This is a genomic window from Microbacterium sp. 05N427, from assembly GCF_056397105.1.
The window spans coordinates 44,318-70,116 of sequence record NZ_JBFTMT010000005.1 but is presented as its reverse complement, the minus strand read 5'-3'; the positions used below and the strand labels follow the sequence as shown (position 1 = coordinate 70,116).

The window sequence follows — 25,799 nt, the reverse complement described above, 5'->3', positions numbered from 1 at the left end:
TCGGTCGGATCAGACCGCGGCGGCCGCAGCTCCGAGACGCCGCTCGCGCCGCGTCCCCGGACTGCGCGCGTCGCGCAGCAGCACGGCGGAGAGTGCGCGCGCCGCGGCGGTGAACGCGGAACGCCCCGACACGTCGGGCACGGGCCTGGCATGCAGTGCTGCGGCATCCAGCGCGCGCTGGTCGTACGGCAGGAAGTGCACGTCGCGGATGCCGGAGAACCGGTCCAGCGCGCGTCGGATCTGACCGCGTGCGTCGATGCCGAGGGGGCCGGGACGCACCTTGTTCACGACGACCGTGACGGGGACGTCGCCGACCTCGGCGCGCAGCTCTGCGTAGCCGCGCACGAACCGGGCGATTCCGACCGGATCCGCGGAGGCCACAGCGACGATGCGGTCGGCACTGCGCAGGGCGATGAGCGTCGCGGCGTTGCGTCGGGGTCCGTCCAGATCGCTGCTGATCTCCTCATCGGCCTCGAGCGAGGCCGCGACGTCGACCAGGGTGATCGCGCTCCAGYGCCTGCACGCTTCGAGCGCGGCCTGCAGTCGCGCCGCGGACAGTTCGGGCCAGCGCGAGGGGCGATTGATCCCGACGAGCACGTCGACGGCGCCGCCGGACGACTCCACCGCACGGGAGAGCCGGCTGAGCTCGGCACCGTCGAGGAGTCCGAGTTCCGCACGGCGGCAGGCGGCTGCGATGCCGGGTCCGTCGTCGGTGAGCCCCAGCAGGAGGGCGAGGGACGGTGCGTGCGTGTCGGCGTCGACGAGGGCGACCCCGCGATCCGGTGCGGCGAAGAGCGCGGCGAGCTGCACCGCGACGGTGCTGCGTCCGGGAGCGCCGTGCGGACCCCACACGGCGATCAGCCGGTTCGGCCGGGTCTCGGCGCCGTCTGCGCTCGTCTCGTCCGCACCGGCATGCGCGCCTCCGTGGCGGAGCGCGTCGGCAATGTCCCAGCCGCTCGCGGATCCGGGCAGAGGCGTACCCAGTCCGTGCCGGTGCGCGAGGCGGGCGGCGGCCGGCCCGTCGCCCAGCGTCAGGATCCGCACGCCCGCACGGTCGCAGGCCCCGCGGAGCGCCGGGCTCAGCCACGCCCGCTCGGCCGGGATCAGCAGCGCCTCGGCGTCGCGGAGCTCGTCGGCGTGCGCCACCAGACGGGCGGCCTGGTGCGGCGGCATCCGCGCGATCACCGCGACACCCGCGAGCTCCAGCTCGTCCGCGAGCGTCTCGGCGCGCTCCGAGGGCAGGGCCAGGACGACCCCGGTCACGAGCGGGCTCCGACCGGCACCACGGACAGGGAGGATCCGCCGGTCAGCGCCCCGAGGACCTCGCCGACCTTCGCCCGGCTCACGACGAGCTCGAGCGTCGTCACCTTCGCCGACAGCGGGCCGTCTTCGCGGTCGACCGAGGCGACGGTCGCCTCAGGCAGCAGCACGCGCGGTGCGTCGAAGCCCTTGCCCTCGGCACGCGGGTCGGCCGTCCACAGCTCGACCACGGAGCCCCTGTCGACCGAACCGGGGACAGACGCCGCGCTGCGCACCACGACCGAGGTCGTGCGTCCGTTGTCGGCGTCTGCGGCGGCGGTCGACGGAACGAGCTCGCCCTCGGCGATCGTGCGGGTCGCGATCAGGCCGGGCCCGAGCGTGCCGGGAGTGAGATAGCCGGATCCGACCGTGCCGAGGGCGACGTCGACCACGCGCACGTCGGCGGAGGTGAGCGGATCGCCGGGGACGATCGTGCGCACGGCCTGCAGCGCGGGACGGGTCTGTTTCGCCGCGCCCACGATCAGCCAGACGCCGGCGACCGACAGGACGATCAAGGCGAGGCCGATGAAGAAGCGCAGATCGGTCCAGGGCCGGCGCGCGGCGCGTGCGGTGCTCATGCGCCCATGGTCACAGATTCCGGAAGCGGGCGAGGAAGTTATCCACAGCGCCCCGTCCACCGCCTCGGATGCGCCGACGCGGAGCACAATGGATGCATGCCCGACGCATCCACGCCAGCCGTGCGCTATCTCTCGCTGGCGCAGGTGGCAGAGCTCCTCGGGGTGCAGGTCGACGAGATCGTCGAACTCATCATGCAGAGCCGGCTGCGCGGCGCGAGACTCGGCGTCCCCGCTGCGTGGCGGGTCGAGGAGGCTTCGATCACCGAGTACCTCGCGGAGCAGGCGGAGGACGCGCGGCGAAGGGCGCTATGGCGGCAGGCGAATGCGGCGAGCTTCCCGGAGCTGTGGGGGCCGCCGGTCCGCCTCGGCGAATGACCCCGGACGCCGTCGACGCTCACCCCCTCCGGGTCGTCCCTATGAGCGGAGCCCATGGCGTGCGCTGGTGGGGACGACTCGGATGTGGAGCATCTGCCTTCGGCGCGGGCGCCGGCGCGTGCCGCCCACCCTCCGGGTCGTCCCTGTGAGCGGAGGCTATGGCGTGCGCTGGTGGGGACGACTCGGAATGGTGGGGGCAGGGGCGGTCGTACGATCTTCAGCCGAGGCCCGCTGCCGGAGCGTTCGTGCTGAGGGAGAGCACCGAGGCGAACGGCAGAATGCGGAATCCGGCGACCGCGCGCGCTCGCCGCGGCGAGCCCGCATCGTGCAGCGCGAGATCGAGGTGGTCGGAGCCCGCGCGGTCGATCGTCCCGGCCAGTACTGTGCCGGAGCGGGTGCGCACCGTGACTCCGCTGCGGCGCCGGGCGAGGTCCCGTAGGACGAACCGGAACGTCATCCGCTCGCGCAACGGCGAGAGCGGCGCGGTGGCGGCGCTGCTGTTCAGCAGCGCCCCGTGGTCGAGCGCCCACAGCTCCACGGCGTGCGCGGGCAGCAGCACGATCCCCGGCGCGCCCTGCGGTTGCAGGGCCGTCCAGTCCGCGCCGACCGCCCGCAGCCGGCCGTGCACGCGGGTGGAATCGGTGAGCACGGCGGCGACCGTCCCGCCCTCGTCCATGAGCGCGCCCAGCCGGGTGCGCAGGCCGAGCCGGGCGATGCGCAGCCGCTCGGTCTCGGCGTCCAGCGCTGCGCGCTCGGCCTCCCAGCCCGAGGCGACCTGATCCTCGAGGTCTTCGAACAGCCGGTCCCATTCCATGCCGTCGAGGTTAGGGGATGTGCCGCAAACGGCATACGGGTTGTCCACATGCCTCGGCCGATCGGCTCCGCCCCGCCCGCGGACGTGCTCGAATGCGAGTCACGCCATCCGAGCCTCGAGGGGGAGTACGCCGATGATGACGCTCGAGGATTTCGCGCCGCAACCGACACCGAGCGCGGAGCTGCCGGATCCGACTCCGCTTCTGCAGAGCCTGACGCGTGGCGTCCTCGAGGTGCTGGCCGGAGTGCGCGAAGCGGATCAGCTCGCCCGCTGGTTCGCCGAGGAGGCCTTCATCGTGCTGACGACGCGCGCGAACCTCTCTGCACGGGCGCGGAGCGCGCGCGGGGCGGCGCCGACCAGGCCGGTGTTCCGCATCCTCTCCACGCACGTGTCCTCGCCCGCGGACGGCGTCGTCGAGGCCACCCTGATCGTGCAGACCCCCGGGCGCACGAGGGCGGTGGCGGTCCGGCTGGAGGGGCTGGACCGGCGCTGGCGGGCCACATCGCTCGCCGTGCTCTGAGCCTGCCGTCCCTCGCCTCGTCCCGCGCGTGCGGGGCGGGTGAAACGCCTTAGGCTGTCTAGGGTGTCGACACTCAGTGATCTCGCCCAGGCCCAGGGCTGCCTCGCAGACGAAGACGTCGAATGGCTGCATCGACTCGCGAGCGACGGGCAGCTGCTGGCCGATCTGGCCTCCGCGGATATCGTGATCTGGATCGCGACGGCCGACGGATCCTTCATCGCGGTCGCGCACACCCGGCCGAGCGGCGCGGCGACGCTGTTCTATCGCGACATCGTGGGAGAGCGGGTGCGGCCGCAGTGGCGCACCCAGGTTCAGGGCGCCTTCGACACGACCGAGATCGTGGACTCGGCGAATCCCGACTGGTTCGAGGAGACGCCGACCAGGGTGAGGGCCGTGCCGATCGTCCGCTCCCGCAAGATCGGTACCGACGGCGAGCGTGCGCGCCCGGTCGGCGTGCTCACCCGGCACACGAATCTCGGTGAGGCGCGTACGCCCTCACGGCAGCAGATCACCTTCAACGAGGCCGCGGACGACCTGTTCCGCATGATCTCGGGCGGGGAGTTCCCCGACCTGTCGGCGCCGACCTCGCCGCGTCGTGGCGCCCCGCGCGCATCCGATGGCCTCATCCGCATCGATGTCGACGGCATCGTCACGTTCGCCAGTCCGAACGCGCTGAGCGCGTTCAACCGCATGGGCTTCGACGAGGAGCTGGAGGGGGAGTCCCTGGTCGAGGTCACGACGCGCATCGTCCCGCCCTCGCGGCAGGTCGACGAGTCGCTGCCCGTCGTGGTGACAGGGCGCGCGCCGTGGCGCACCGACGTGGAGGCGCGGGGGGTCACCGTCTCGCTGCGCGCCATCCCGCTCAAGGACCACGGCACCCGGATCGGCGCGATCGTGCTGTGCCGCGACGTGTCCGAGCTGCGCCACCAGGAGCAGGAGCTCATCACCAAGGATGCGACGATCCGTGAGATCCATCACCGCGTGAAGAACAACCTGCAGACGGTCGCGTCGCTGCTGCGGATCCAGGCCCGCCGCACGCACTCCGAGGAGGCGCGCGACGCGCTGACCCAGGCCATGCGCCGCGTCGAGTCGATCGCCGTGGTGCACGACACGCTCGCGGGCGGGCTCGCGCAGAAGGTCGACTTCGACGAGGTGTTCGCGCGCGTGCTGAAGCTCGTCGCCGAGGTGGCCTCTGCGCCCAACACGCGGGCGCGCACCCAGTCGTCCGGACGGTTCGGCGTGCTGCCGAGCGAGTACGCGACGCCGCTCGCGCTCGCCCTCACCGAGGTCGTCACGAATGCCGTCGAGCACGGGCTCGCGGGACAGGAGGGCCTGGTCATGATCGAGGCCCAGCGCACCGACGAGAATCTGCGCGTGATCGTCAGCGACACCGGACACGGTCTGCCCGAAGGGCGGATCGGTCAGGGCCTCGGCACGCAGATCATCCGCACGCTCATCCAGGGCGAACTCGGCGGGACGATCGTGTGGGAGGGCTCGGACGGCGAGGGGACCAAGGTCACGATCGACCTCCCCATGCGCTGGGTGAACGGTTGAGCCGACACGACGCTCGTCCGCGATGCGGACCCGCGACGTGTCGACTCACGGCTGAGCGCGGCACGCGAAGCGGCCCGAGCCGAAGGCTGCGGGCCGCTCGTCCGTCCTGACTCGAACCGGGCGAGGATCAGCCGGCGCGGCGGGCGCGGGCTGCGCGGCGCTTGAGAGCGCGGCGCTCATCCTCGCTGAGTCCGCCCCACACGCCCGAATCCTGGCTGGACTCGAGGGCGTACTGCAGGCATACCTCGGTGACGGTGCACCGGGCGCACACGGCCTTCGCCTTCTCGATCTGATCGACGGCCGGACCGGTGTTCCCGACGGGGAAGAACAGTTCGGGGTCGACGGTGAGGCAGGCGGCCTTGTCGCGCCAATCCATGGGGGCTCCTCAGTGTGGAAATGTCATGGGCGCGCGAGTTTCGCGTGCCCGGAATTCATAGGCGGCGTTCGGGGGGTCGACGCCCATCGGTGATGCGAGCGGATGCTCGCCCCACGCCGCTGTGGGAGCACATGGCTGTGATCTATTCTCTTACATGAAAGGCGAACGATCAAGGATTTTCTGCACTCCGTGTGAACGGGAGGCGAACCGCGAGCGAACGCCATCGCCCCGACAACACCCTCAGGAGCCCGCATGCGCCCGTCGAGACTGACCATCGCGGCAGCGGCCGTGCTCGCTCTGGAGGCGGTGGCGCTGCTCGCGGTGACGCTCATGGAGGTGTTCGGCCTGAGCTCCGGGGCTGCGTCGTCTCTGCCCTCCGCCCTCGGACTGATCGGGCTCAGCGCGGTGGGTGCCGTCGGGCTCGCCGCACTGGCCTTCGCCGTGCTGCGCGGACGCTCGTTCGGGCGCAGCGGCGGCATGGTGGTGCAGATCCTCGCGATCGCGGTCGCACTGAGTGCGCTCACCGTGCGGCCGTTCCCCGTGGTGTTCGTGGTCGCGCTGCTGATCCCCGCTGCGATCGGTGCGGTGCTGCTGTTCCTGCTGACGCGGCGCGCGGGGGCGGAGGCCCGCCGGAGCGCCGACGCCGATCAGCAGGACGACTGACGCGCGTTACGCCGCGAGCCCCACGAGCTTGCGGATGCGGGCGACGTGGCCGGTGGCCTTGACGTTGTAGAGGGCGTGCGCGATCACGCCGTCCTCGTCGATGACGAAGGTCGAGCGGATCACTCCCTGGATCACCTTGCCGTAGTTCTTCTTCTCGCCCCACACCCCGTATGCGTGGTGGACGGCGAGGTCGGCGTCGCTCAGCAGGGGGAAGGAGAGCGCGTCGCGCTGGGCGAACTGCTTGAGCTTCGCCACGTCGTCGCGGGAGACGCCCAGTACCGTGTACCCGGCGCCCTGCAGCGAGGCGAGGCTGTCGCGGAAGTCGCACGCCTCGGTCGTGCATCCCGGGGTCATCGCCGCCGGGTAGAAGTACAGGATGACGTTCCTGCCGCGCAGATCGTGCAGCGAGACGGACGCGCCGTCCTGGTCCTGCAGGGTGAAGTCGGGGGCGGTGGATCCGGGTTCGAGGCGCTGCGCAGTCACGCCTCCAGGCTACCCGTATGCGCGGGAGCGGATCCGCTCAGAGCTTGTCCGCGAAGGTCGCGAGCAGCCGCTGCAGGGATTCCAGCCGCGACAGGCCGGCCCCGCTGAGCGCTCCGTCCGCCGCGGCCTCGTTGAGCGCGCAGTCCTCGGCGTCGGCCCGGTGCGTGCAGCCGCGCGGACAGTTCTCCGCGATCGCGGCGAGCTCGGTGAAGGCGGCGAGGATGTTCTGCGGTTCCACGTGTCCGAGCCCGAAGGAGCGGACGCCCGGGGTGTCGATCACCCAGCCCGATCCGGGGGTCGGGTCGGGGGCGACATAGCGCAGCGACACCGTCGACGAGGACGTGTGCCTGCCCCGGCCGGTGACCTCGTTCACGTGCCCCGTGGCGCGGTGAGCCGCCGGCACGAGCGCGTTCACGAGCGTGGACTTGCCCACGCCGGAGTGTCCGACGAAGACGGTGGAGTGTCCGATGAGCGCCCTGCCGATCTCGTCGACCGGCATCTCGCCCTGAGCACTCGTGAAGACCTGGAGATCCAGACCCTCGAAGTGCTTCAGGAACTCGGACGGATCCGCCAGGTCGGTCTTGGTGACCACGAGCAGCGGGCGGATCCCGGCGTCGAGCGCCGCGACCAGGTAGCGATCCACCAGGCGCGCACGGGGCTCCGGATCCGCAGCGGCGACCACGATGAGCATCTGGTCGGCGTTGGCGACGATGACCCGCTCCACCTGGTCGGTGTCGTCGGCGCTGCGGCGCAGCAGCGAGGAGCGTTCGAGGATGCCGACGATCCGGCTCAGGGTGCCGTCCTCGCCCGAGATGTCACCGACGACCCGTGCGGCGTCGCCCGTGACGATCGGGGTGCGGCGCAGCTCTCTGGCGCGCACCGCGGTGATCGTGCGCTCGTCATCGGCGTCGCCGCCTTCGCCGAGCAGCACGGTGTAGCGCCCTCGGTCGACCCCCAGCACGCGCCCGATCTCTGCGTCACTGTGCGCGGGACGGCGCTTGGTGCGCGGGCGATTGGCCTTCGGATTGGGGCGCATCCGGATCTGGGTCTCGTCGAAGTCGTCGAGCTCGTCGTCGCCGTCGTCGTCCAGCCAGCTCACGCGAGGGCGCTCCCGGTGACGTCTACGGCGAGCAGCCGTTCCCACAGCTGGGTGAACTCGGGCAGCGTCTTCGCCGTGGTGCCGATCTCGTCGATCTCGACGCCGGGCACGCGGAGGCCGATGAGGGCGCCCGTGGTGGCCATCCGGTGATCGTGATGCGCAGGCCAGGTGCCGGCCTGCAGGGCGGCCGGCACGATGCGGATGCCGTCCTCGAGCTCCTCGGCCTCGCCGCCGAGCGCGCGCAGGTTGCCGGCGAGCGCGGCGATCCGGTCGGTCTCGTGCAGGCGGATGTGGCCGATGCCGGTGATCGCGGTGGGCGCGTCGGCCAGGGCGGCCAGGCCCACGAAGGTGGGCGCGAGCTCGCCGGCGGCGGACAGGTCGAACTCCCCGCCGCGGATGCGACCGGTGCCGCGCACGGTGAGCACGCCGTCCGCGCGGCGCACCTCGGCGCCGAGCCGCTCCAGCAGCTCGGGCAGCAGGGCGCCCGGCTGCGTGGAACGCGCCGGCCACCCCTCGACCGAGACCTCGCCGCCCGCGACGAGCGCGGCCGCGAGGAAGGGGGCCGCGTTGGACAGATCCGGCTCGATCGCGATCTCTCTGGATCGCGGCACGCCGCCCTCGACCATCCATTCCCCGGGGGCGGGGCGGGAGACCTTGATCCCGCGCCGGGTCAGGGCCTCGACGGTCATGTCGATGTGCGGCATGCTCGGCAGCCGCTCGCCCGTGTGCACGAGGTGCAGGCCCACATCGAAGCGCGGTGCGGCGAGCAGCAGGCCGGAGACGAACTGGCTGGATGCGGAGGCGTCGATCTCCACGCGACCGCCGCGGATATGGCCGCGCCCGCGGATCGTGAACGGGAGGGACCAGCTGCCGTTGTCCTCGATGTCGACGCCGAGGTCGCGCAGCGCGTGGATCATCGCGCCCATCGGGCGGTGCAGCGCCGTCTCGTGCGCGGTCAGCAGCACGTCGCCGCGGGCGAGTCCCGCGAGCGGCGCGATGAAGCGCATGACGGTGCCGGCCTGCCCGCAGTCGACCGTGGTGTCGCCGGTGAGCCGTGCGGGGATGATCCGGAGGTCGGGTCCGAACCCGCCGGTGCCCGGCTGCTCCTCGACGCCGACGCCCAGGGCGCGCAGCGCGTCGATCATCCGGGCGGAGTCGTCCGAGTGCAGAGGGGCGGAGACGAGTCCCGGCGCGTCCGCGATCGCCGCCAGCACCAGCTCGCGGTTGGTGAGCGACTTGGATCCCGGCACGCGCAGCCGCGCGCTCAGGGTGCCTGCGGCAAGCGGCGCGGACCAGCGTCCGCGCGGTGCGGGGGAATACGTGGAGGCGCTCATCGGTTCCTACCCTACTGAAGGCCTCCGGCAGCGGAGGGCGGGAAAACGGAAGGCGGTGCGCATGCTCGCGACTCTCGAACCGGTGGCGCTCGACGAGATCGGCCTAAACTGGCTGGCGATGAACGATCACGCACCGTTGGACGCGCAGCCGGACGCGGATTCCTCCGCGCGCCGGGAATTCGAGGAGCAGGCGATCCCCTTCATGGATCAGCTGTACGCCGCCGCCATGCGCATGACGCGCAACCCGTCCGATGCCGCGGACCTCGTCCAGGAGACGTTCGTGAAGGCGTTCGCCTCGTGGTCGAGCTTCACGCAGGGCACGAACCTCAAGGCGTGGCTGTACCGGATCCTGACGAACACCTACATCAACATCTACCGCAAGCGCCAGCGCGAGCCCTATCAGGGCACGATCGACGAGCTGGAGGACTGGCAGCTCGGCGGCGCCGAATCGACCACGGCCTCGCACAGCCGCTCGGCCGAGGCCGAGGCGATCGACCGGATGCCCGCGTCGGTCGTCAAGGAGGCGCTGCAGGCGGTCCCGGAGGATTTCCGGCTGGCGGTGTACCTCGCCGACGTCGAGGGCTTCGCCTATCAGGAGATCGCCGACATCATGAAGACCCCCATCGGCACCGTCATGAGCCGCCTGCACCGCGGGCGCCGCATGCTCCGGGAGCTGCTGGCGGACTACGCCGCAGAGCGAGGAATCGCCACGGCCGGCACGAGGAGTACGAAATGACGGACTGCGGATGCGCCAAGGCGCGGCAGGACCTGGAGGAGTACCTCCGCAACGAGATGTGCAAGACGGAGCACTCCGACATCCGCGAGCATCTCGACAACTGCCCGTCCTGCGCAGAGGAGGCTCTGGTCGCGACCACGCTGACCGAGGTCGTGTCGCGGGCGTGCAAGGAGACGGCCCCGGAGGAGCTCCGCGACCAGGTGCTGGCGCAGCTGCGCGCGGTGCAGGCGAGCGTCCACTGACCGCAACGGTCTGACGCGGGCGCACCTCGCGGCCGCCGCGCCGTCCTCGACCGTGGATAGGCTGGGGGCATGGCAGACCTCGACGCCCGTGACGTCCCCGTCGACCCGACCTCGAAGGAGCGCCTGAGCGCTTCGCGCCTCGAGTACCGCATCGTCGACCTGTCGGATCCCGCGCAGTTGCGCGGTTTCGTGCGCGCCGACGCGCGAGGCTTCCTGGACAAGGAACCCGACGACGAGACGATCCGCCTCATGGGCGAGACGATGTCGCAGCGGCGCAACGTGGGCGTGTACGCGCCGGGCGCCGAGCTGCCGGTCGCGACGGTCGACTCCTGGGTGACGCCGATGACGGTGCCCGGCGACAGGGGAGCGCACGTCGACATGTGGGCGATCAGCGCGGTCACGGTCGCGGCGACGCATCGCCGTCGGGGGATCGCGCGCAACCTCCTGGAGGGGGAGCTGCGCGCGGCGGCCGCGGCGGGCGTGCCRATCGCGGGGCTCACCGCCACCGAGGCGACGATCTACGGACGCTACGGCTTCGGCCCCGCGATCCCTGTGTCGCGTCTGCGCGTGGACGCACGGCGTGCCGGCGGCGTCACCCTGCCGACGGGGGATGGGGCCACGACGATCGAATACGTGGAGCCCGATGCGCTGCGGGAGGCGCTCGACGAGGTGCATGAGCGGGCTCGTCTCGATCGCGCCGGCGACATCCCCGGCTGGCCGTTGCGCTGGCGTCGGATGGCGGGGCTCGTGCCGGCTGACGAGAAGTCCCGCGCCGTGCGGGGGGTCAGGGCGGTGGACGCCCAGGGCGTCACCCGCGGGGTGCTCGCGTACACGCTCGATGAGCTCTCCGACGAGTTCGCGGCCGATCTCGCGATCCGTCACCTCGACGCCGAGACTCCGGAGGCGCTGCGCGTGCTCTGGGCCTTCGCCGTCAACCACGATCTGATCCGCGCCGTGCACGCGGATCTCCGGCCGGTCGACGATCCGCTGCCCTGGCTCGTCGTGAACCAGCGCGCCGTACAGACCACCGTGCACGATCACGGCTGGCTGCGGATCCTCGACGTGCCCGTCGCGCTCGGCGCGCGCTCGTACCGGGCCCCGCTGGATCTCGTGCTGCGGGTGTCGGATCCACTCGGACTCGCCGAGGGATCCTGGCGTCTGCAGGTCGGCCAGGACGGGAAGGGCGTCGTCGGCGTGACGACGGATGCGCCAGACGTCGAGCTCGGCGTCGATGCGCTGTCGTCGCTGTACCTCGGCGGCGTGAGCGCGCCGACGCTGCGCGCGGCGGGCCGGATCTCGACCTCGGCGGAGACGGCGGCGGCGATCCAGAACGCCTTCGGCACCGCGGTGGCTCCCGCCCTCACCATCTGGTACTGAGATGTCCGACGCCCTCGCTACCGTGAGGGCATGACCGCACTCCGCCCCGCCGAGGGATCAGACGGCACCGAGCTCGGCACACATGCGCCGTCAGGGCTCGGCCTCGCGCAGGGGATCGCGCTGTACCTCGCGTCGGTCCTGGGTACCGGGCTCCTCGTGCTCCCCGGGCTCGCGGCGAAGACCGCGGGCCCCGCGAGCCTCATCGCGGTGGGGGTGATCACGCTCCTGGCCGTGCCGCTCGCCGGCGCGTTCGCCGCGCTGGCGGCCCGCCATCCGGATCCGGGCGGCGTCGCCAGCTACGCGCGTCGCGCTCTCGGGCCGACCGCGGCCAGGGCCACCGGATACTGGTTCCTCTTCGGCGTCGCGGCCGGAGGGCCGGTCGTGTCGGTGCTCGGCGCGCGCTACATCGCGACCGCGGTCGGGATCGACAGCGCCGGCATCCCGTGGCTGGCCCTCGGCTTCCTCGTGGTGCCGTTCGTCGCCAACCTGTTCGGGGTGCGGCTCACCGGGTGGCTGCAGCTGGTGCTCACCGGTCTGCTGCTCGCGATCGTCGTCGTGGTGGTCGCGGTGGCGGCGCCCGCCGTGCGACCCGAGAGCTTCACGCCGTTCCTGCCGCACGGCTGGGGCGGGGTGGGCACCGCGATCGTGATGTTCGTGTGGGCATTCGCCGGCTGGGAGGTCGGCACGCACATCTCCGGAGAGTTCGCGCGGCCGCGCCGCACGATCCCGCTCGCGACGGCCATCACGCTGGTGCTCGCCGGCGGAAGCTATCTCGCGCTGCAGGTCGTGACGGTCGGCGCCCTGGGGGAGAGGGCGGGGCACGGCGACGTCGTCCTGCTCGATCTCGCCGAGGCCGGAGGGGTGCGCGCGGCGCCGACCCTGATCGGCGTGGTGTCGGCGGTGGTCGCGCTCGGCGTGCTCAACGTCTACCTCGCCGCGTTCGGCAAGCTCGGTGCGTCGCTCGCATCCAACGGCGATCTGCCGCGCTGGTTCGCGAAGGGCGCCGAGTCCGGCGCGGTGCCGCGGCGCGCCCTGCTGCTGTCGATGGCCCTCGTGCTGGCCTACTTCGGGGTGTCCTGGGCGACCGGTTTCGACCTGCAGCCGTTCATCCTCATCCATACCGCGAGCATGGTCGCCGTCTACACGATCGGCATGATCGCCGCGATCCGGATCCTGCCGCGGCGGACGCCTGGATGGTGGATGGCCGTGATCGCCTCGGTCTGCACGATCGGACTGCTGCTGCTCGCCGGAGTCGCGCTCGTGGTCCCCGCGGTGGTGGCGATCATCGCACTCGCCGTGACCGCGGTGCGCGGGGTGCGGGAACGACGACGCGGTGCCCCGGAGAACCGGGACACCGCGTCGATCGGCTGAGCGGACGGGTCAGATCGTCAGCGCCCTCGAGAGCAGGTCTGCCTGCTCGGCGGCGTGCACCTTCGAGGATCCGGTCGACGGCGCCGCCGATGCGGGACGCGTGATCGGACGCACGACGCGCGGACCCGGCACGGTCTGGAAGTGCAGCGCGAGGAACGGCCAGGCGCCCTGGTTCTCCGGCTCCTCCTGCATCCAGACGATCTCTGCGTTGGGGTACGTGTCGGCGACGGTCTTCAGCGTGCGCAGCGGCACGGGGTAGAGCTGCTCGACGCGCACCAGCGCGACCTCTGGATTCGGGTTCTTCTCGAGCTCCGAGACCAGATCCCAGTGCACCTTGCCGGAGTGGAAGATCACGCGCTTGACGGCGGTGCGATCCAGCTCGCGGGTGTCGTCGATGACCGTCTCGAAGCGGCCCTGCGTGAAGTCCTCCACCGGGCTGGTCGCGCCGCGCAGACGCAGCATCGCCTTCGGCGTGAACACGATGAGCGGCCTGCGCGGACGCGCGTACGCCTGGCGGCGCAACAGGTGGAAGTAGCTCGCCGACGTGGACGGGCGTGCCACGGTCATGTTCTCCTGCGCGCACAGCTGCAGGAAGCGCTCCATGCGGGCGGAGGAGTGGTCCGGTCCCTGGCCCTCGTAGCCGTGCGGCAGCAGCAGCACGACGCTCGACTGCTGGCCCCACTTCTGCTCGGCCGCGGAGATGTACTCGTCGATGACCGACTGCGCGCCGTTCACGAAGTCGCCGAACTGCGCCTCCCACAGCACCAGTGCTTCCGGGCGCTCGACCGAGTAGCCGTACTCGAAGCCGAGCGCGGCGTATTCACTGAGCAGCGAGTCGTAGACGAAGAAGCGGGCCTGGTTGTCGGAGAGGTTCGCCAGCGGCAGCCACTCCTGGCCGTTCGCGCGGTCATGCAGCACCGCGTGACGCTGCACGAACGTGCCGCGTCGGGAGTCCTGACCGGCGAGACGCACCGGGGTGCCCTCGACGAGTAGTGAGCCGAACGCGAGCAGTTCGCCGAAGCCCCAGTCGATCGAGCCGCTGCGGCTCATGTCGACGCGCTTGTCCATCGCCTGCTGCAGCTTCGGGTGCACCGTGAAGCCCTCGGGCTTGTTCGCGTGCGCGTCTCCGATGAGATGCACGACCTCGAGCGGCACGCCGGTGACCTCGGGGGAGCCGATCTGGTCGTCCACGGGCGCGAGGTCGGGTGCGATCGGCGTGGCGCCGGTCTCCGCCGCGTGCGTCTCCGCGAAGGCGATCTCCAGGCGGTTCTGGAAGTCGGCCTTGGCCTGGTCGTACTCCTCCTGGGTGATGTCGCCGCGGCCGACGAGGGACTCGGTGTAGAGGCTGCGCACCGACCGCTTCGCCTGGATCAGGTCGGTCATCAGGGGCTGCGTCATCGACGGGTCGTCGCCCTCGTTGTGACCGCGGCGGCGGTAGCAGACGAGGTCGATCACGATGTCGCGGTGGAATCGCTCGCGGTACTCGAACGCGAGCTGAGCCACGTGCACCACGGCCTCGGGGTCGTCACCGTTCACGTGCAGGACCGGCGCCTGGATCGTCTTGGCGACATCGGTCGCGTACACCGAGCTGCGCGAGTCGTTGGGCAGCGTGGTGAAGCCGACCTGGTTGTTCACGACCACGTGGATCGTGCCACCGGTGCGGTAGCCGCGCAGCTGCGACATCTGCAGGGTCTCTACGACGACGCCCTGGCCGGCGAAGGCCGCATCGCCGTGGACCAGGATCGGCAGCCAGGTGAAGGTGCCGATCGGCTTGCGGTCCTGCTTGGCGCGGGCGATGCCCTCGAGCACACCGTCGACGGTCTCCAGGTGCGAGGGGTTCGCGGCGAGGAGGATCGGCAGTTCGGCGCCGTCGTCGGCGACGAAGGTGCCCTCCTTGCCGAGGTGGTACTTCACATCGCCGGATCCGCGCTGGTTGCCCGGCTGCATGGATCCCTCGAACTCGCGGAACACCTGGCCGTACGTCTTGCCCGCGATGTTCGCGAGCACGTTCAGGCGGCCGCGGTGCGCCATACCGATCGCGGCGCCGTCGAGGCCCGCCCCGGCAGCGCCCTGGAGGATCTCGTCCAGCAGCGGGACGAGCGACTCCGCGCCCTCGAGCGAGAAGCGCTTCTGACCCACGTACTTGGTCTGCAGGAAGGTCTCGAAGGCCTCGGCCTCGTTGAGCTTGCTGAGCACGCGCAGCTGCTCGTCGTGGCCGGGCTTGACGTACTTGACCTCGACCTTGTCCTGGAACCAGCGGCGCTGGTCCGGGTCCTGGATGTGCATGTACTCGATGCCGAGCGTGCGGCAGTAGGAGTCGCGGAGCACGCCGAGGATGTCGCGCAGCTTCAGCTGGCGCTGGCCGCCGAAGCCGTTCGTGACGAACTCGCGGTCCAGATCCCAGAAGGTCAGCCCGTGGGTCTCGATCTCGAGGTCGGGGTGCGTGCGCTGCACGTACTCGAGCGGGTCGATGTCGGCCATCAGGTGGCCGCGCACGCGGTAGGAGTTGATGAGCTCCTGCACGCGTGCGGTCTTGTCGATGCGCTCGGCCAGGTCGACCGCGATGTCCTTGTTCCAGCGGATCGGCGCGTACGGGATCCGGAGCGCGCGGAAGATGCTCTCGTAGAAGCCGCGCTCGCCGATCAGCAGCTCATGCACCTTCTTCAGGAACTCGCCCGAGCCCGCACCCTGGATGACGCGGTGGTCATAGGTCGAGGTGAGCGTGATCGTCTTGCCGATGCCGAGCACGTCGATCGTCTTCTGGCTCGAACCCTGGAACTCGGCCGGGTACTCGAGGGCGCCGGCGCCGATGATGCAGCCCTGGCCCTTCATCAGGCGCGGCACGGAGTGCACGGTGCCGATGCCGCCGGGGTTCGTGAGGGACAGCGTCGTGCCCTGGAAGTCGGCGGCGGTGAGCTTGTTGCCGCGCGCGCGGGTGATGAGGTCCTCGTACGCCGACAGGTACTCGCTGAAGGTGAGGGACTCGGCGCGCTTGATGCTCGGAACGAGCAGGGCGCGGGTGCCGTCGGGCTTCGGGATGTCGATCGCGATGCCGAGGTTCACGTGCGCGGGGGCGACGACGCTGGGCTTGCCGTCGACCTCGGCGTAGGAGACGTTCTGGCTCGGGAACTCCTTGAGCGCCTTGATCAGCGCCCAGCCGATGAGGTGCGTGAAGCTCACCTTGCCGCCGCGCGTGCGGGACATGTGGTTGTTGATGACGATCCGGTTGTCGATCATCAGCTTCGCCGGGACGGTGCGCACGCTCGTCGCGGTCGGGACGGTGAGCGACTCGTCCATGTTGGCGGCGAGCGTCTTCGGCATGCCGCGCAGCGGCGTGACGACGTCCTCGTGCTGTTCGGTGCCGGATTCCGCGGCGGCGCGGTCTTGCGCCTGGGCGGGGATCGGGGCCTGGCGTGCGGGCTTCGTCGTGGTGCGCGCGACGGGCTGCTGGCCGATCACCGGGATCGGCGCGGTCACCGGATGCGCATCGGCCGCCGTGGCCGGTGCGGCCGAAGGCGCGGCTGCGGGGGCGGAGGGGGCGGCGGGAGCCGCCGCGGGCTGGGAGGGATGGTAGTTCTCGAGGACCGGCCACCACTCCTTGTCGACGGAGTTGCGATCGAGCTTGAACTGCTCGTACAGCTCGTCGACGAGCCAGGAATTGGCCCCGAACTCTCCATCTCCAGAAGTCCCGACGCCGGTCACCTGRCTCGACACGCTAGATCGCCCTCTTTCATCGCTGAATCTGGTGGGATCCGTCCCCGGTGGTCTCCGGGTATGGCCACTCATCCGGGTGTCAAGCCTAACGTGTCAGAGGTGCGGTGCGGGCCTGGATCGCGGTGTATGGCAGGACCTTTCGCCGCAGCGGCGCACGGAAGCCGTCCCCGGCGGTCCGCCGACCGCGATCCCGAGGCGATCCGGGCGAGGACGGCTACCCTGAGAGCATGCAGTTCTCCGGCGAACAACCCATGGTCGACCTCACCTACTCCGACGTGTTCCTGGTGCCGCGCCACTCGGATGTGACCAGCCGCCTCCAGGTCGATCTCGCGCCGCAGGACGGCACTCCCGCGACCGTCCCGCTCGTGTCGTCGAACATGAACTCGGTGACCGGTCCTCGACTCGCCGCGACCCTCGCGCGCCGCGGAGGCATCGGGGTGCTGCCGCAGGACATGCCGCTGCAGGAGCTGGACGAGGCGATCCGCTGGGTCAAGCGCCAGCCGGTGTCCTGGGACACCCCGCTCGTGCTCTCCCCGCTGGCCACCGTGGAGGACGCGCTCCGGCTGCTGCCCGCCACCGACGGTCACGGCATCGTGGTCGCCGATGCGCCGGGCGGTCCGGACGGCCTGCACGCCGACGCGATCCACGGAATCCTGCCCGCGGTGCGCCTCGCGACCGCGCTGCGGGATGCGCAGCTGGGCGATCTGGTCCGCGCGGACTCCCCGTCGCTCGACGCGGAGGACGTCACCGATCCGCGGGCGGCGTTCGACGCGATCACCGCCGTCGAGGCCGAGATGGTGTGCGTGCTCCAGCACGGGCACCTGGTCGGCACGCAGACCGCGCGCGGCGCACTGCGCTCGACGCTGTACCGCCCCGCGGTCGACGCCTCGGGGCGCCTCGCGGTCGCCGCGGCCGTCGGCATCAACGGCGACGTCGCCGCCAAGGCCAAGGCCCTCGCGGCGGCCGGGGTGGACGTGCTGGTGGTCGACACCGCGCACGGTCACCAGGAGGGCATGCTGCGGGCCCTGCGCACGGTGTCGGCGCTCGAGCTCGGCATCCCGATCGTGGCGGGCAACATCGTCACCGCCGACGGCGTGCGCGATCTCGTCGAGGCGGGAGCGTCGATCCTGAAGGTCGGCGTCGGGCCCGGCGCGATGTGCACCACCCGGATGATGACCGCCGTCGGTCGTCCGCAGTTCTCCGCCGTGCGGGAGACCGCGCAGGCCGCCGCCGAGCTCGGCGCGCACGTCTGGGCGGACGGGGGAGTGCGCTATCCGCGCGACGTCGCCCTCGCGCTCGCCGCAGGAGCCGCGTCGGTCATGGTCGGATCCTGGTTCGCCGGCACGATCGAGGCGCCGGGCGAGCTGCGCGCGGACGCCGAGGGGCGTCTCTACAAGGAGTCCTGGGGCATGGCCTCGACGAAGGCCGTGCAGGCGCGCTTCGGCCGTCTCGACGCCTACGAGCGTGCACGCAAGGAGCTCTTCGCCGAGGGCATCTCGTCCTCGAAGATCTACCTGGATCCGCTCCGTCCCGGCATCGAGGATCTGCTCGACATGATCACCTCCGGCGTGCGCTCCTCGTTCACCTACGCCGGAGCCGCCTCCGTGCCGGAGTTCCACGAGCGCGCGCTGGTCGGCCTGCAGTCCGCGGCCGGATACGAAGAGGGCAAGGCGCTGCCGGTCAGCTGGTGACCCCCCGGCTGATCCGGCATCCGCTCAGCTTCGCTTCTGCCACGAGCCAGTAGAATCGTTCGCACCATGGACGACCCTCCCTCGTGTAGTACATCGCCCCACTGCCTGCTCTCCGCTTCGTCGGGGGTGACACCGTGATGGATTACATCTGGTTGGGCGTGGGGCTTCTGCTCATCGTGGGGACGGGTCTGTTCGTCGCCAGCGAGTTCGCACTGGTCAACCTCGACCGCGCCGATTTGGAGGCGCGACAGGACCGCGGCGAGAGCCGCCTTGGCATGACCATCGCGGCGCTCAAGATCACCTCGACGCATCTGTCGTCGGCGCAGCTCGGCATCACGCTGACCACGCTGCTGACCGGTTTCACGATGGAGCCGGCGCTGTCGAACCTGCTCCGTCCGGTGCTCGGCTCGTGGGGGATCCCCGAGGCTGTCACCGTCACGATCGCGGTGATCGTCGCCATGACCGTCGCCACGGTGCTGTCGATGATCCTCGGCGAACTCGTGCCGAAGAACTTCGCGATGGCGCTTCCCGTGGCCACGGCGAAGGTCGTCATCCCGTTCCAGACCGCGTTCACGATGGTGTTCCGCCCGATCGTCTCGCTGCTGAACGGCAGCGCCAACGGCGTGCTGCGCGCGATGGGCATCGAGCCGAAGGAGGAGCTCAGCGGAGCCCGCTCGGCGGAGGAGCTCAGCTCGCTCGTGCGCCGCTCCGCGAGCGCCGGCCTGCTCGAAGAGGACACCGCGACCCTGCTGGACCGCAGCCTCGGCTTCGCTCGGCTGACCGCGGGTGACGTGATGACGCCGCGGCCCAGCATGCACGCGATCGCGGCCGCGGATTCCGCGGACGACGTGATCGGCCTCGCCCGGCGCACCGGCCACAGCCGCTTCCCGGTTTTCGACGAGGACCTCGACGACATCACCGGCGTCGTGCACCTGAAGGCGGCCGTCTCGGTGCCGCGCGATCGCCGCACCGAGGTGCCGGTGGGGGCGCTCGCCTCCGAGCCGCTGCGGGTGCCCGAGACCGTGCACCTGGACGCGCTCGTGGCCGAGCTGCGCGGCGGCGGCTACCAGCTCGCGATCGTCGTGGACGAGTACGGCGGCACCGCCGGGATCGTGACCCTGGAGGATCTCGTGGAGGAGATCGTCGGCGAGGTGTCCGATGAGCACGATCGCAGCAGAGCCGGCGTCGTGAAGGGCAGCGACGGGATCGCCTTCCCCGCGGAGCTGCGGCCCGACGAGCTGCGCGCCAGCACCGGCATCGAGGTGCCGGAGGGCGACGTGTACGACACCGTCGGCGGCTACGTGATGAGCGTGCTGGAGCGACTGCCCAAGGCCGGCGACGAGGTGCCGGTGCCGGGCGGCACCCTGCACGTCGTGCGCATGCAGGGTCGCAGGGTGGATCGGATCCGCTTCACGCCTGAGGCAGCGACCGAGGAAGGAGGCGGGCGATGAGCGACTGGGCCGGAATCGCATGGCTGTTCGTGCTGCTCGCCTTCAACGCGTTCTTCGTCGCGGCGGAGTTCGCGGTGATCTCCGCGCGCCGCTCGCAGATCGAGCCGCTCGCCGAGCGCGGATCCCGTTCCGCGCGCACCGCCCTGTATGCGATGGAGCACGCCACGCTCATGCTGGCGACCTCGCAGTTGGGCATCACCGTCTGCTCGCTGCTGATCCTGAACGTCTCGGAGCCCGCGATGCACCACCTGCTCGCTGCGCCCCTGGGCGCGCTGGGGCTCGCCGAGGGGGCCGTGGACGCGATCGCGTTCATCATCACCCTTGTCATCGTGTCGTTCCTGCACGTGGTCTTCGGAGAGATGGTTCCGAAGAACCTCGCGTTCTCCGTGCCGGACCGGGCCGTGCTGATCCTCGCGACGCCGCTGGTGTGGATCTCGAAGGTCTTCTATCCGGTGATCCGCGCGCTGAACGCCACGGCCAACGGGGTCGTGCGGCTGTTCCGCGTCGAGCCGAAGGACGAGGCCGCCTCGACGTTCACGCTCGACGAGGTCGCCACGATCGTGGACCAGTCCCGGCGTGAGGGCGTGCTCACCGACTCCGCGGGCACCGTCAGCGCAGTGGTGGAGTTCACCGACAAGGACGCACGAGACGTCGCCGTGCCGCTCGCCGGGCTCGTGACGCTGCCGCTCGGCGCGACGCCGGACGATGTGGAGCGGTCCGTCGCCAAGCACGGCTTCTCGCGCTACGTGATGGTCGACCCCGAGGGCGTGCCCGTGGGTTATGTGCACCTGAAGGACGTGATCCGCTCTGCGGAGGGACCGGATGCGGCAGCGCGTGCGGCCGCGCCGATCCCTGCGAAGCGGATCCACCAGATGGTGCCGATGCAGGAGGACACGGATCTCGAGGACGCACTCGCGATCATGCGCCGCGCGGGCCGTCACCTCGCGCAGGTGCGCGATGCGGCCGGCCGGACGAYGGCGATCCTGTTCCTGGAGGACATCATCGAGGAGCTCGTCGGCGAAGTGCGCGACATCACCCGCCGCGGCTTCGGGCGCTGAGCCCTTCGTCTCGCTGCGCTCGCTCAGGGACCGGGAGGGGCGCTCGCTCAGGGACCGGGAGGGGCGCTCGCTCAGGGGCCGGTCGGAGCGCGCCTCAGCGCCAGCGGGCGCGCAGGTACTGGTCGGGCCAGGCGACGTCGTCGCCGAGCTCGTGGGCGGCGCGCAGACCGAAGTGCGGATCGCGCAGCCACTCCCGTCCGGCGAAGATCGCGTCCGCAGCGCCCTCGGCGAGCACGGCCTCGGCCTGCGCCCCGCTGGTCAGCAGCCCCACCGCGGAGGAGGGGATGCGACCGCCCTGCCGCACGGCGGCGGCGAGCGGAACCTGATAGCCCGGATGCACCTCGATGTGCTGGTGCGCGACGAGGCCGCCGCTCGAGACGTCGATGAGGTCGGCGCCGTGCGCGACCGCCCAGTCCGCCACCGTGGCCGCCTCGTCCGGCGTGAAGCCGCCGGGGGCGTGATCCGTGGCCGAGATCCGTACGAACACGGGGACCTCGTCGCCCGCGACCCGGCGCACGGCCTCGGTGACCTCGAGCAGCAGGCGGGCCCGGTTCTCCAGCGATCCGCCGTACGCGTCCTCGCGATGGTTGCTGAGCGGGGAGAGGAACTGGTGCAGCAGGTAGCCGTGCGCGCCGTGGATCTCCAGCACGTCGAAGCCGGCGTCGAGAGCGCGACGCGCCGCGGTGGCGAAGGCAGTGATGACGTCGGCGATTCCCGCCTCGTCCATGGCCTCCGGCGCCGCGAAACCCTCGAACGGGATCGCCGAAGGGGCGACGGTGCTCCAGCCGCCCTCGGCGGCGGGGACGGAACCGTGCTCCTGCGCCCACGGCCACCACGTCGAGGCTTTGCGTCCGGCGTGCGCGAGCTGTACCCCGATCCGTGCACCGCGCGCGTGCACGGCATCGACGATCGGCGCCCAGGCGTCGCGCTGCGCGTCGTTCCACAAGCCGGTGTCGCGCGGACTGATCCGGCCCTCCGCCACGACGGCGGTCGCCTCGGCCACGATCAGTCCGGCACCGCCCGAGGCGAACTGCGCGAGATGCGTGTGGTGCCACTCCTGCGGCACGCCGTCGACGGCGCTGTACATGCACATGGGGGAGACCCACAGACGGTTGCGCAGGGTGAGGGAGCGGATGGTCAGCGGGGAGAACAGAAGGCTCACGGGACGACGCTACCCGTCGCAGAGGGCATGCAGGCGCGTGGCGGACGGATCCGCCTCGCGGCGTCCGACGGCGGCGCGCACAGCCTCGGCCCAGTACCGTTGACCCCATGCCTTCTCCGTCCACCGGCGTCCGTGACGCGCATGACCGCATCGTGTGGACGAGACGCGACGTCCGCCGCCTGCTGCATGCGCCCGGAGATCGCGACGACAAGCGCAGCCGCGGCGTGGTCGCGCTGCGCACCGGATCCGACGCGTATCCGGGTGCGGCGGTCCTCGGCGTCGAGGGCGCGTGGCGGGCGGGCTGCGGTTACGTGCGCTACGTCGGCCCCCGGCGTGCGGCAGACCTCGTGCTCGCCAGGCGGCCGGAGACCGTCACGACCGGACCCGACGCTGACGCGGTCCGCGCCGATGTCTGGGTGATCGGATCCGGCACCGACGCTTCGACCCGCGCCGACTCAGAGACGTCGGCGCTGCGGGCGCTGCTGGCCGGTTCGGATCCTGTCGTCGTGGATGCGGGAGCTCTGGATCTGCTCCCCGCGGCGGCCGCCCCCGTGATCGCGACCCCGCACGCAGGGGAGTTCGTGCGCCTTCGGTCGACCCTGGGACTCGCGGCGCTCTCTGCCGACGTTCTGCAGGATCCTGAGGCGCGCGCGGAGGCGGTGCACGAGACCGCCGTTGCGCTGGGCGGCGCGGTGCTGCTCAAAGGGGCCACAACGCTCGTCGCCGACGCCACGGCCGTCATCACCGTCGGAACAGGAACGCCTTGGCTCGCGACCGCCGGGACCGGGGATGTGCTGGGCGGCGTACTGGGCGCGATCGTCGCCGCCGACCGGGCGGCAGACGGGACGACCGCGCTCGCCGAGCTGGCGGCCACCGCCGCGTGGTTGCACGGCGTCGCCGGACGGATCGCCGCCGAAGTCGGCGCCGGCCGAGCGGGCCACCCCATTGTCGCGCTGGACGTCGCGGAGGCGCTGCCGGCCGCGTTCGCCCTCGCGTTCGCCGACGACGGCGAGTCCGAAGACATCGACCACCACGTAGTGACAGAGGAGGGCCGCGCGTGAGCGGTGCCGAGCCGACGGGCGCGACCCGTGCCGAATCGACCGGAGGCGCCGCTCGGCGCGCGTCCTCGGTCCTGCACAAGGCGGGACTGCCGCTCACCATGCTGTGGCTGGCCTTCGTCATCGCGCACCTCTACGTGGCGATGATCGGGTGGAAGATGCCCGCATTGCCGATGGGCGACACGGTCTTCGTGTACGAGCCGTGGGCGCGGAACGCCCTCGGCGGAGGCGCGATCGTCGGCGTCACGGAGAGCTGGGTCTACCCGCAGCTCGCCCTCGTGCCCATGCTCATCGCCCAGGGGCTGTCGCAGCTCATCCATCCGCTCTTCCCCGGGTCGTACGCCGTCGGATCCGCGAGCTACGTCGTCGCCTGGTCGATCCTGGTGACGGCGCTCGATGCGGTCGGATTCGCGTGCCTGCTGCGCGGCACCGCGGCGCGACGCAGCCGGATCCGTCGCGGCGCCGCCCTGCTCTGGATGGGCGCGCTGGTGCTGCTCGGCCCCATCGCGATGTTCCGGATCGACGCGATCACCGTGCCGCTCGCGATCATCGGCGGCCTGTGGCTGTTCTCCCGACCGGCGGTGGCGAGCGCGCTGTTCACGATCGGCGCCTGGATCAAGATCTGGCCCGGCGCTCTGTTCGTCGCAGCACTCGCCCTGCTGCGCGGCCGGATCCGCATGATCGTCTCGGCCGCGATCGTCACCTTCGTCGTCGTGCTCGGGCTCGTGCTGCTCGGCGGATCCAAGAACCTGCTCGGCTTCCTCAGCCAGATGAGCGGCCGGGGGCTGCAGATCGAGGCGGTCGGCGCGACTCCGCTGCTGTGGCTCACCCAGATCGGGGTGACGCGCATCCAGTACGACCGCCAGATCCTCACCTTCCAGCTCGCCGGCCCCGGCGTCGACGTCGTCGCAGCGCTGCTCACACCGCTCATGGTGGTGGGCGTGGTCGCTGTGGCGGCGCTCGCATTGTGGAAGCTGCGCGCCGGCGCCTCGGCGCGGCGCCTGCTGCCGGCGACCATGCTCGCCCTCGTCGCGGTGCTGATCGCGTGCAACAAAGTGGGCTCGCCGCAGTTCCAGGTCTGGATGCTCGCGCCGCTCGTGCTGTGGTGCCTGTTCGACGGCCCTCGCGTGCGGATCCCCGCGATCCTCGTGCTCGTCGACTACGCGCTCACTCAGGCGGTCTACCCTGTGGTGTACGACCACCTGCTGGCGGCCGAGGCGCTGCCGATCGCACTGCTGAGCGCCCGCAACATCCTGGTCGTCGTCATCTGCGTGATCGCGATCCGCGCGATCGTGCGCACCCCGGTGCGCCGCACCTCGTCCCTCGCCGCCGAACTCCCCGAAACCAGGAGGTCCTGATGCTCGTCGCCTTCTCCGTCGCCCCCAGCGGATCCGCCCCCGAGCGCTTGGAGAGCGCCGACGCCTCGGTGCACGACGCCGTCGCCGCCGCCGTGGCGGTGGTCCGTGCCTCCGGGCTCGCGCACCGCACCACGAGCATGTTCACCGAGATCGAGGGTCCCGACTGGGACACGGTCATGGACGTCGTGAAGCGCGCCACCGAGGCCGTCATGCCGTTCGGATCCCGCGTGTCGCTCGTGCTCAAGGCCGACATCCGCCCCGGCTACACCGGCGAGATCGACGGCAAGATCGCACGCCTCGAGCGGGCGATCGAGGACTCCGGCAGCCTCTGAGCCTCGATCCTCCGACGGGCCCGGTGTTGAGGGGATCGGCGTGAGCGGTCCCTTCAGGTCGCAGGTCCGCCAAATGGCGGATAGTGAAGGCGAAAGTGCGCGCGCCCGGCGGTGCCGTCCGGACGGGCGGGTCGAGATCATCGATTAGCGTCGCAAGGAAGCGGCGACCGACCATCGGAGGCACTCATGCCCACCTATCCCGCGCCCCCTTTCGACCCTGAACTCGCCGCAGCACTCGTTGTGCTCGCCGAGATGATGCCCTCCAGCCTCACTCCCGAGATGATCCCGACACTGCGCCAGGCCTCATGGACTGCTCCGTTCGACGACCTGGTCGCCGAGGTCGGGGCCGTGCACGAGGAGCGGACGATCCCGGGCCATGAAGGCGCCGACATCGTCGTGTCGGTCTACCGTCCCGCCGATTGCACCGCGGTCGGCCCCGGAATCGTCCACTTCCACGGTGGGGGGATGATCATGGGAGACCGCTCCGTCGGCGTCGGCGAGTTCCTGCCGTACGTCGCCAGCCACAGTGCGGTCATCGTCAGTGTCGAGTATCGCCTCGCACCGGACTTCCCGGATCCCTATCCCGTTGAGGACTGCTACGCAGGCCTGGTCTGGACCGCGGCCAACGCCGAGGAGCTCGGGATCGATCCTGCGCGGATCGTGATCGCGGGCGCGAGCGCCGGAGGTGGGCTCGCCGCGGGTGTCGGCCTGCTCGCCCGCGACCGCAAGACGCCGCAGCTGCGCGCGCAGCTGCTCATCTACCCGATGCTCGACGACCGCAACGAGACCATCTCCTCGCAGCAGATCGATGGGATCGGGGTGTGGGATCGGACGAGCAACTTCACCGGGTGGAATGCGCTCCTCGGCGAGCGCCGGGGCACCGACGCGGTGTCGATCTATGCTTCGCCGGCGCGCGCCGACGACCTCTCGGGGCTTCCGCCGACCTTCATCGATGTGGGCAGCGCCGAGGTCTTCCGCGATGAGGACGTGGCCTACGCGACTCGGCTCTGGGAGGCCGGCGGCGACGCCGAGTTGCACGTCTGGCCCGGTGGGTTCCACGGCTTCGACGGTCTCGCGCCGCAGGCGCAGCTGTCGATCGCCATGCTCGAGGCCCGCAACCGCTGGCTCACCAGGATGCTCGACAGCTGAGCCCG

General features: G+C 71.2%; 24 protein-coding genes. 15 read left to right on the top strand and 9 right to left on the bottom strand.

The genetic code is table 11. From position 1 onward, the window contains the following. Positions 1-9: 9 nt before the first annotated feature. Together AC1DG4_RS06120 and AC1DG4_RS06115 are read right to left on the bottom strand one after the other, a co-directional pair. Positions 10-1,263, bottom strand: a complete 1,254-nt coding sequence (locus AC1DG4_RS06120; RefSeq protein ID WP_477421130.1) for a CpaE/TadZ family protein — start codon at positions 1,261-1,263, stop codon at positions 10-12. Beyond that, the gene (locus AC1DG4_RS06115; protein ID WP_477379469.1) at positions 1,260-1,877 is read right to left on the bottom strand and encodes an SAF domain-containing protein; all 618 of its coding nucleotides are present in this window, start codon (positions 1,875-1,877) and stop codon (positions 1,260-1,262) included. Before AC1DG4_RS06115 ends, AC1DG4_RS06120 begins: the two co-directional genes overlap by 4 nt. A 96-nt stretch (positions 1,878-1,973) precedes the next feature. Here AC1DG4_RS06115 and AC1DG4_RS06110 point away from each other — a divergent pair, with 96 nt between their 5' ends. Next, the gene (locus AC1DG4_RS06110; RefSeq protein WP_477379467.1) at positions 1,974-2,252 is read left to right on the top strand and encodes a helix-turn-helix domain-containing protein; all 279 of its coding nucleotides are present in this window, start codon (positions 1,974-1,976) and stop codon (positions 2,250-2,252) included. A 217-nt stretch (positions 2,253-2,469) separates the two neighbouring features. Here the strand turns inward: AC1DG4_RS06110 and AC1DG4_RS06105 are convergent, their stop codons facing one another. Continuing rightward, on the bottom strand, positions 2,470-3,066 hold the full coding sequence (locus AC1DG4_RS06105; protein WP_477420504.1) for a hypothetical protein: 597 nt from the start codon (positions 3,064-3,066) through the stop codon (positions 2,470-2,472). Between the two features lie 136 nt (positions 3,067-3,202). Here AC1DG4_RS06105 and AC1DG4_RS06100 point away from each other — a divergent pair, with 136 nt between their 5' ends. Next, positions 3,203-3,586: an Rv3235 family protein gene (locus tag AC1DG4_RS06100; RefSeq protein ID WP_477380384.1), complete on the top strand. Its 384-nt coding sequence runs from the start codon at positions 3,203-3,205 to the stop codon at positions 3,584-3,586. A 63-nt stretch (positions 3,587-3,649) separates the two neighbouring features. Then, a complete protein-coding gene (locus tag AC1DG4_RS06095; protein ID WP_477379463.1) occupies positions 3,650-5,140 on the top strand; it encodes a sensor histidine kinase in 1,491 nt (496 codons plus the stop codon). A gap of 127 nt (positions 5,141-5,267) precedes the next feature. On the opposite strand, the gene AC1DG4_RS06090 is transcribed toward AC1DG4_RS06095, so the two are convergent. Then, positions 5,268-5,516 carry a WhiB family transcriptional regulator gene (locus AC1DG4_RS06090; RefSeq protein WP_045249333.1) on the bottom strand — a complete coding sequence of 83 codons (249 nt, stop codon included), beginning with the start codon at positions 5,514-5,516 and terminating at the stop codon, positions 5,268-5,270. Positions 5,517-5,768: 252 nt separating this feature from the next. Here AC1DG4_RS06090 and AC1DG4_RS06085 point away from each other — a divergent pair, with 252 nt between their 5' ends. Continuing rightward, positions 5,769-6,179 (top strand): hypothetical protein, encoded by a 411-nt coding sequence (locus AC1DG4_RS06085; protein ID WP_477379461.1) that lies wholly within the window; start codon positions 5,769-5,771, stop codon positions 6,177-6,179. A 6-nt stretch (positions 6,180-6,185) separates the two neighbouring features. Here the strand turns inward: AC1DG4_RS06085 and bcp are convergent, their stop codons facing one another. The 3 genes from bcp to aroA are packed head-to-tail and all read right to left on the bottom strand — an operon-like array spanning position 6,186 to position 9,095. Beyond that, positions 6,186-6,662 carry a thioredoxin-dependent thiol peroxidase gene (gene bcp / locus AC1DG4_RS06080; RefSeq protein WP_477379459.1) on the bottom strand — a complete coding sequence of 159 codons (477 nt, stop codon included), beginning with the start codon at positions 6,660-6,662 and terminating at the stop codon, positions 6,186-6,188. A 37-nt stretch (positions 6,663-6,699) separates the two neighbouring features. Then, a complete protein-coding gene (rsgA, locus tag AC1DG4_RS06075) occupies positions 6,700-7,761 on the bottom strand; it encodes a ribosome small subunit-dependent GTPase A (protein WP_477379457.1) in 1,062 nt (353 codons plus the stop codon). Next, positions 7,758-9,095 carry a 3-phosphoshikimate 1-carboxyvinyltransferase gene (aroA, locus tag AC1DG4_RS06070; RefSeq protein WP_477379455.1) on the bottom strand — a complete coding sequence of 446 codons (1,338 nt, stop codon included), beginning with the start codon at positions 9,093-9,095 and terminating at the stop codon, positions 7,758-7,760. Before aroA ends, rsgA begins: the two co-directional genes overlap by 4 nt. A 61-nt stretch (positions 9,096-9,156) precedes the next feature. On the opposite strand from aroA, the gene AC1DG4_RS06065 reads away from it, so the two are divergent. From AC1DG4_RS06065 to AC1DG4_RS06050, 4 genes are all read left to right on the top strand, one after another. Further along, on the top strand, positions 9,157-9,831 hold the full coding sequence (locus AC1DG4_RS06065; protein ID WP_477379453.1) for a sigma-70 family RNA polymerase sigma factor: 675 nt from the start codon (positions 9,157-9,159) through the stop codon (positions 9,829-9,831). After that, complete coding sequence (gene rsrA / locus AC1DG4_RS06060) at positions 9,828-10,073, top strand: mycothiol system anti-sigma-R factor (RefSeq protein WP_477379451.1); 246 nt, start codon at positions 9,828-9,830, stop codon at positions 10,071-10,073. The genes AC1DG4_RS06065 and rsrA overlap by 4 nt, the downstream gene beginning before the upstream one ends. A gap of 69 nt (positions 10,074-10,142) precedes the next feature. Next, positions 10,143-11,450 carry a GNAT family N-acetyltransferase gene (locus tag AC1DG4_RS06055; RefSeq protein ID WP_477379449.1) on the top strand — a complete coding sequence of 436 codons (1,308 nt, stop codon included), beginning with the start codon at positions 10,143-10,145 and terminating at the stop codon, positions 11,448-11,450. A 30-nt stretch (positions 11,451-11,480) separates the two neighbouring features. Then, positions 11,481-12,821, top strand: a complete 1,341-nt coding sequence (locus tag AC1DG4_RS06050) for an APC family permease (RefSeq protein ID WP_477379447.1) — start codon at positions 11,481-11,483, stop codon at positions 12,819-12,821. 9 nt (positions 12,822-12,830) lie between these two features. On the opposite strand, the gene AC1DG4_RS06045 is transcribed toward AC1DG4_RS06050, so the two are convergent. After that, positions 12,831-16,535, bottom strand: coding sequence for a multifunctional oxoglutarate decarboxylase/oxoglutarate dehydrogenase thiamine pyrophosphate-binding subunit/dihydrolipoyllysine-residue succinyltransferase subunit (locus AC1DG4_RS06045; protein WP_477379445.1), 3,705 nt, complete (start codon positions 16,533-16,535; stop codon positions 12,831-12,833). A 227-nt stretch (positions 16,536-16,762) separates the two neighbouring features. Between AC1DG4_RS06045 and guaB1 the strand changes: the two genes are divergently transcribed. From guaB1 to AC1DG4_RS06030, 3 genes are all read left to right on the top strand, one after another. Beyond that, the gene (guaB1, locus tag AC1DG4_RS06040; RefSeq protein WP_477379443.1) at positions 16,763-18,226 is read left to right on the top strand and encodes a GMP reductase; all 1,464 of its coding nucleotides are present in this window, start codon (positions 16,763-16,765) and stop codon (positions 18,224-18,226) included. Between the two features lie 137 nt (positions 18,227-18,363). Next, the gene (locus tag AC1DG4_RS06035) at positions 18,364-19,677 is read left to right on the top strand and encodes a hemolysin family protein (protein WP_477380382.1); all 1,314 of its coding nucleotides are present in this window, start codon (positions 18,364-18,366) and stop codon (positions 19,675-19,677) included. Then, positions 19,674-20,735 carry a hemolysin family protein gene (locus tag AC1DG4_RS06030; RefSeq protein ID WP_477421129.1) on the top strand — a complete coding sequence of 354 codons (1,062 nt, stop codon included), beginning with the start codon at positions 19,674-19,676 and terminating at the stop codon, positions 20,733-20,735. Before AC1DG4_RS06035 ends, AC1DG4_RS06030 begins: the two co-directional genes overlap by 4 nt. Positions 20,736-20,829: 94 nt before the next feature. Here the strand turns inward: AC1DG4_RS06030 and AC1DG4_RS06025 are convergent, their stop codons facing one another. Beyond that, positions 20,830-21,897 (bottom strand): NADH:flavin oxidoreductase/NADH oxidase, encoded by a 1,068-nt coding sequence (locus AC1DG4_RS06025; protein WP_477379439.1) that lies wholly within the window; start codon positions 21,895-21,897, stop codon positions 20,830-20,832. Between the two features lie 107 nt (positions 21,898-22,004). Here AC1DG4_RS06025 and AC1DG4_RS06020 point away from each other — a divergent pair, with 107 nt between their 5' ends. The 4 genes from AC1DG4_RS06020 to AC1DG4_RS06005 all read left to right on the top strand — a co-directional run bounded on the left by AC1DG4_RS06020 (position 22,005) and on the right by AC1DG4_RS06005 (position 25,794). Continuing rightward, positions 22,005-22,958, top strand: a complete 954-nt coding sequence (locus AC1DG4_RS06020; RefSeq protein ID WP_477379437.1) for an ADP-dependent NAD(P)H-hydrate dehydratase — start codon at positions 22,005-22,007, stop codon at positions 22,956-22,958. Beyond that, entirely contained in the window at positions 22,955-24,313 is a 1,359-nt protein-coding gene (locus tag AC1DG4_RS06015; protein ID WP_477379435.1) for a hypothetical protein, read from the top strand. The genes AC1DG4_RS06020 and AC1DG4_RS06015 overlap by 4 nt, the downstream gene beginning before the upstream one ends. Continuing rightward, the gene (locus tag AC1DG4_RS06010; RefSeq protein WP_477379433.1) at positions 24,313-24,645 is read left to right on the top strand and encodes a thiamine-binding protein; all 333 of its coding nucleotides are present in this window, start codon (positions 24,313-24,315) and stop codon (positions 24,643-24,645) included. Before AC1DG4_RS06015 ends, AC1DG4_RS06010 begins: the two co-directional genes overlap by 1 nt. Positions 24,646-24,831: 186 nt before the next feature. Further along, positions 24,832-25,794, top strand: a complete 963-nt coding sequence (locus AC1DG4_RS06005; RefSeq protein ID WP_477379431.1) for an alpha/beta hydrolase — start codon at positions 24,832-24,834, stop codon at positions 25,792-25,794. Positions 25,795-25,799: the final 5 nt, after the last annotated feature.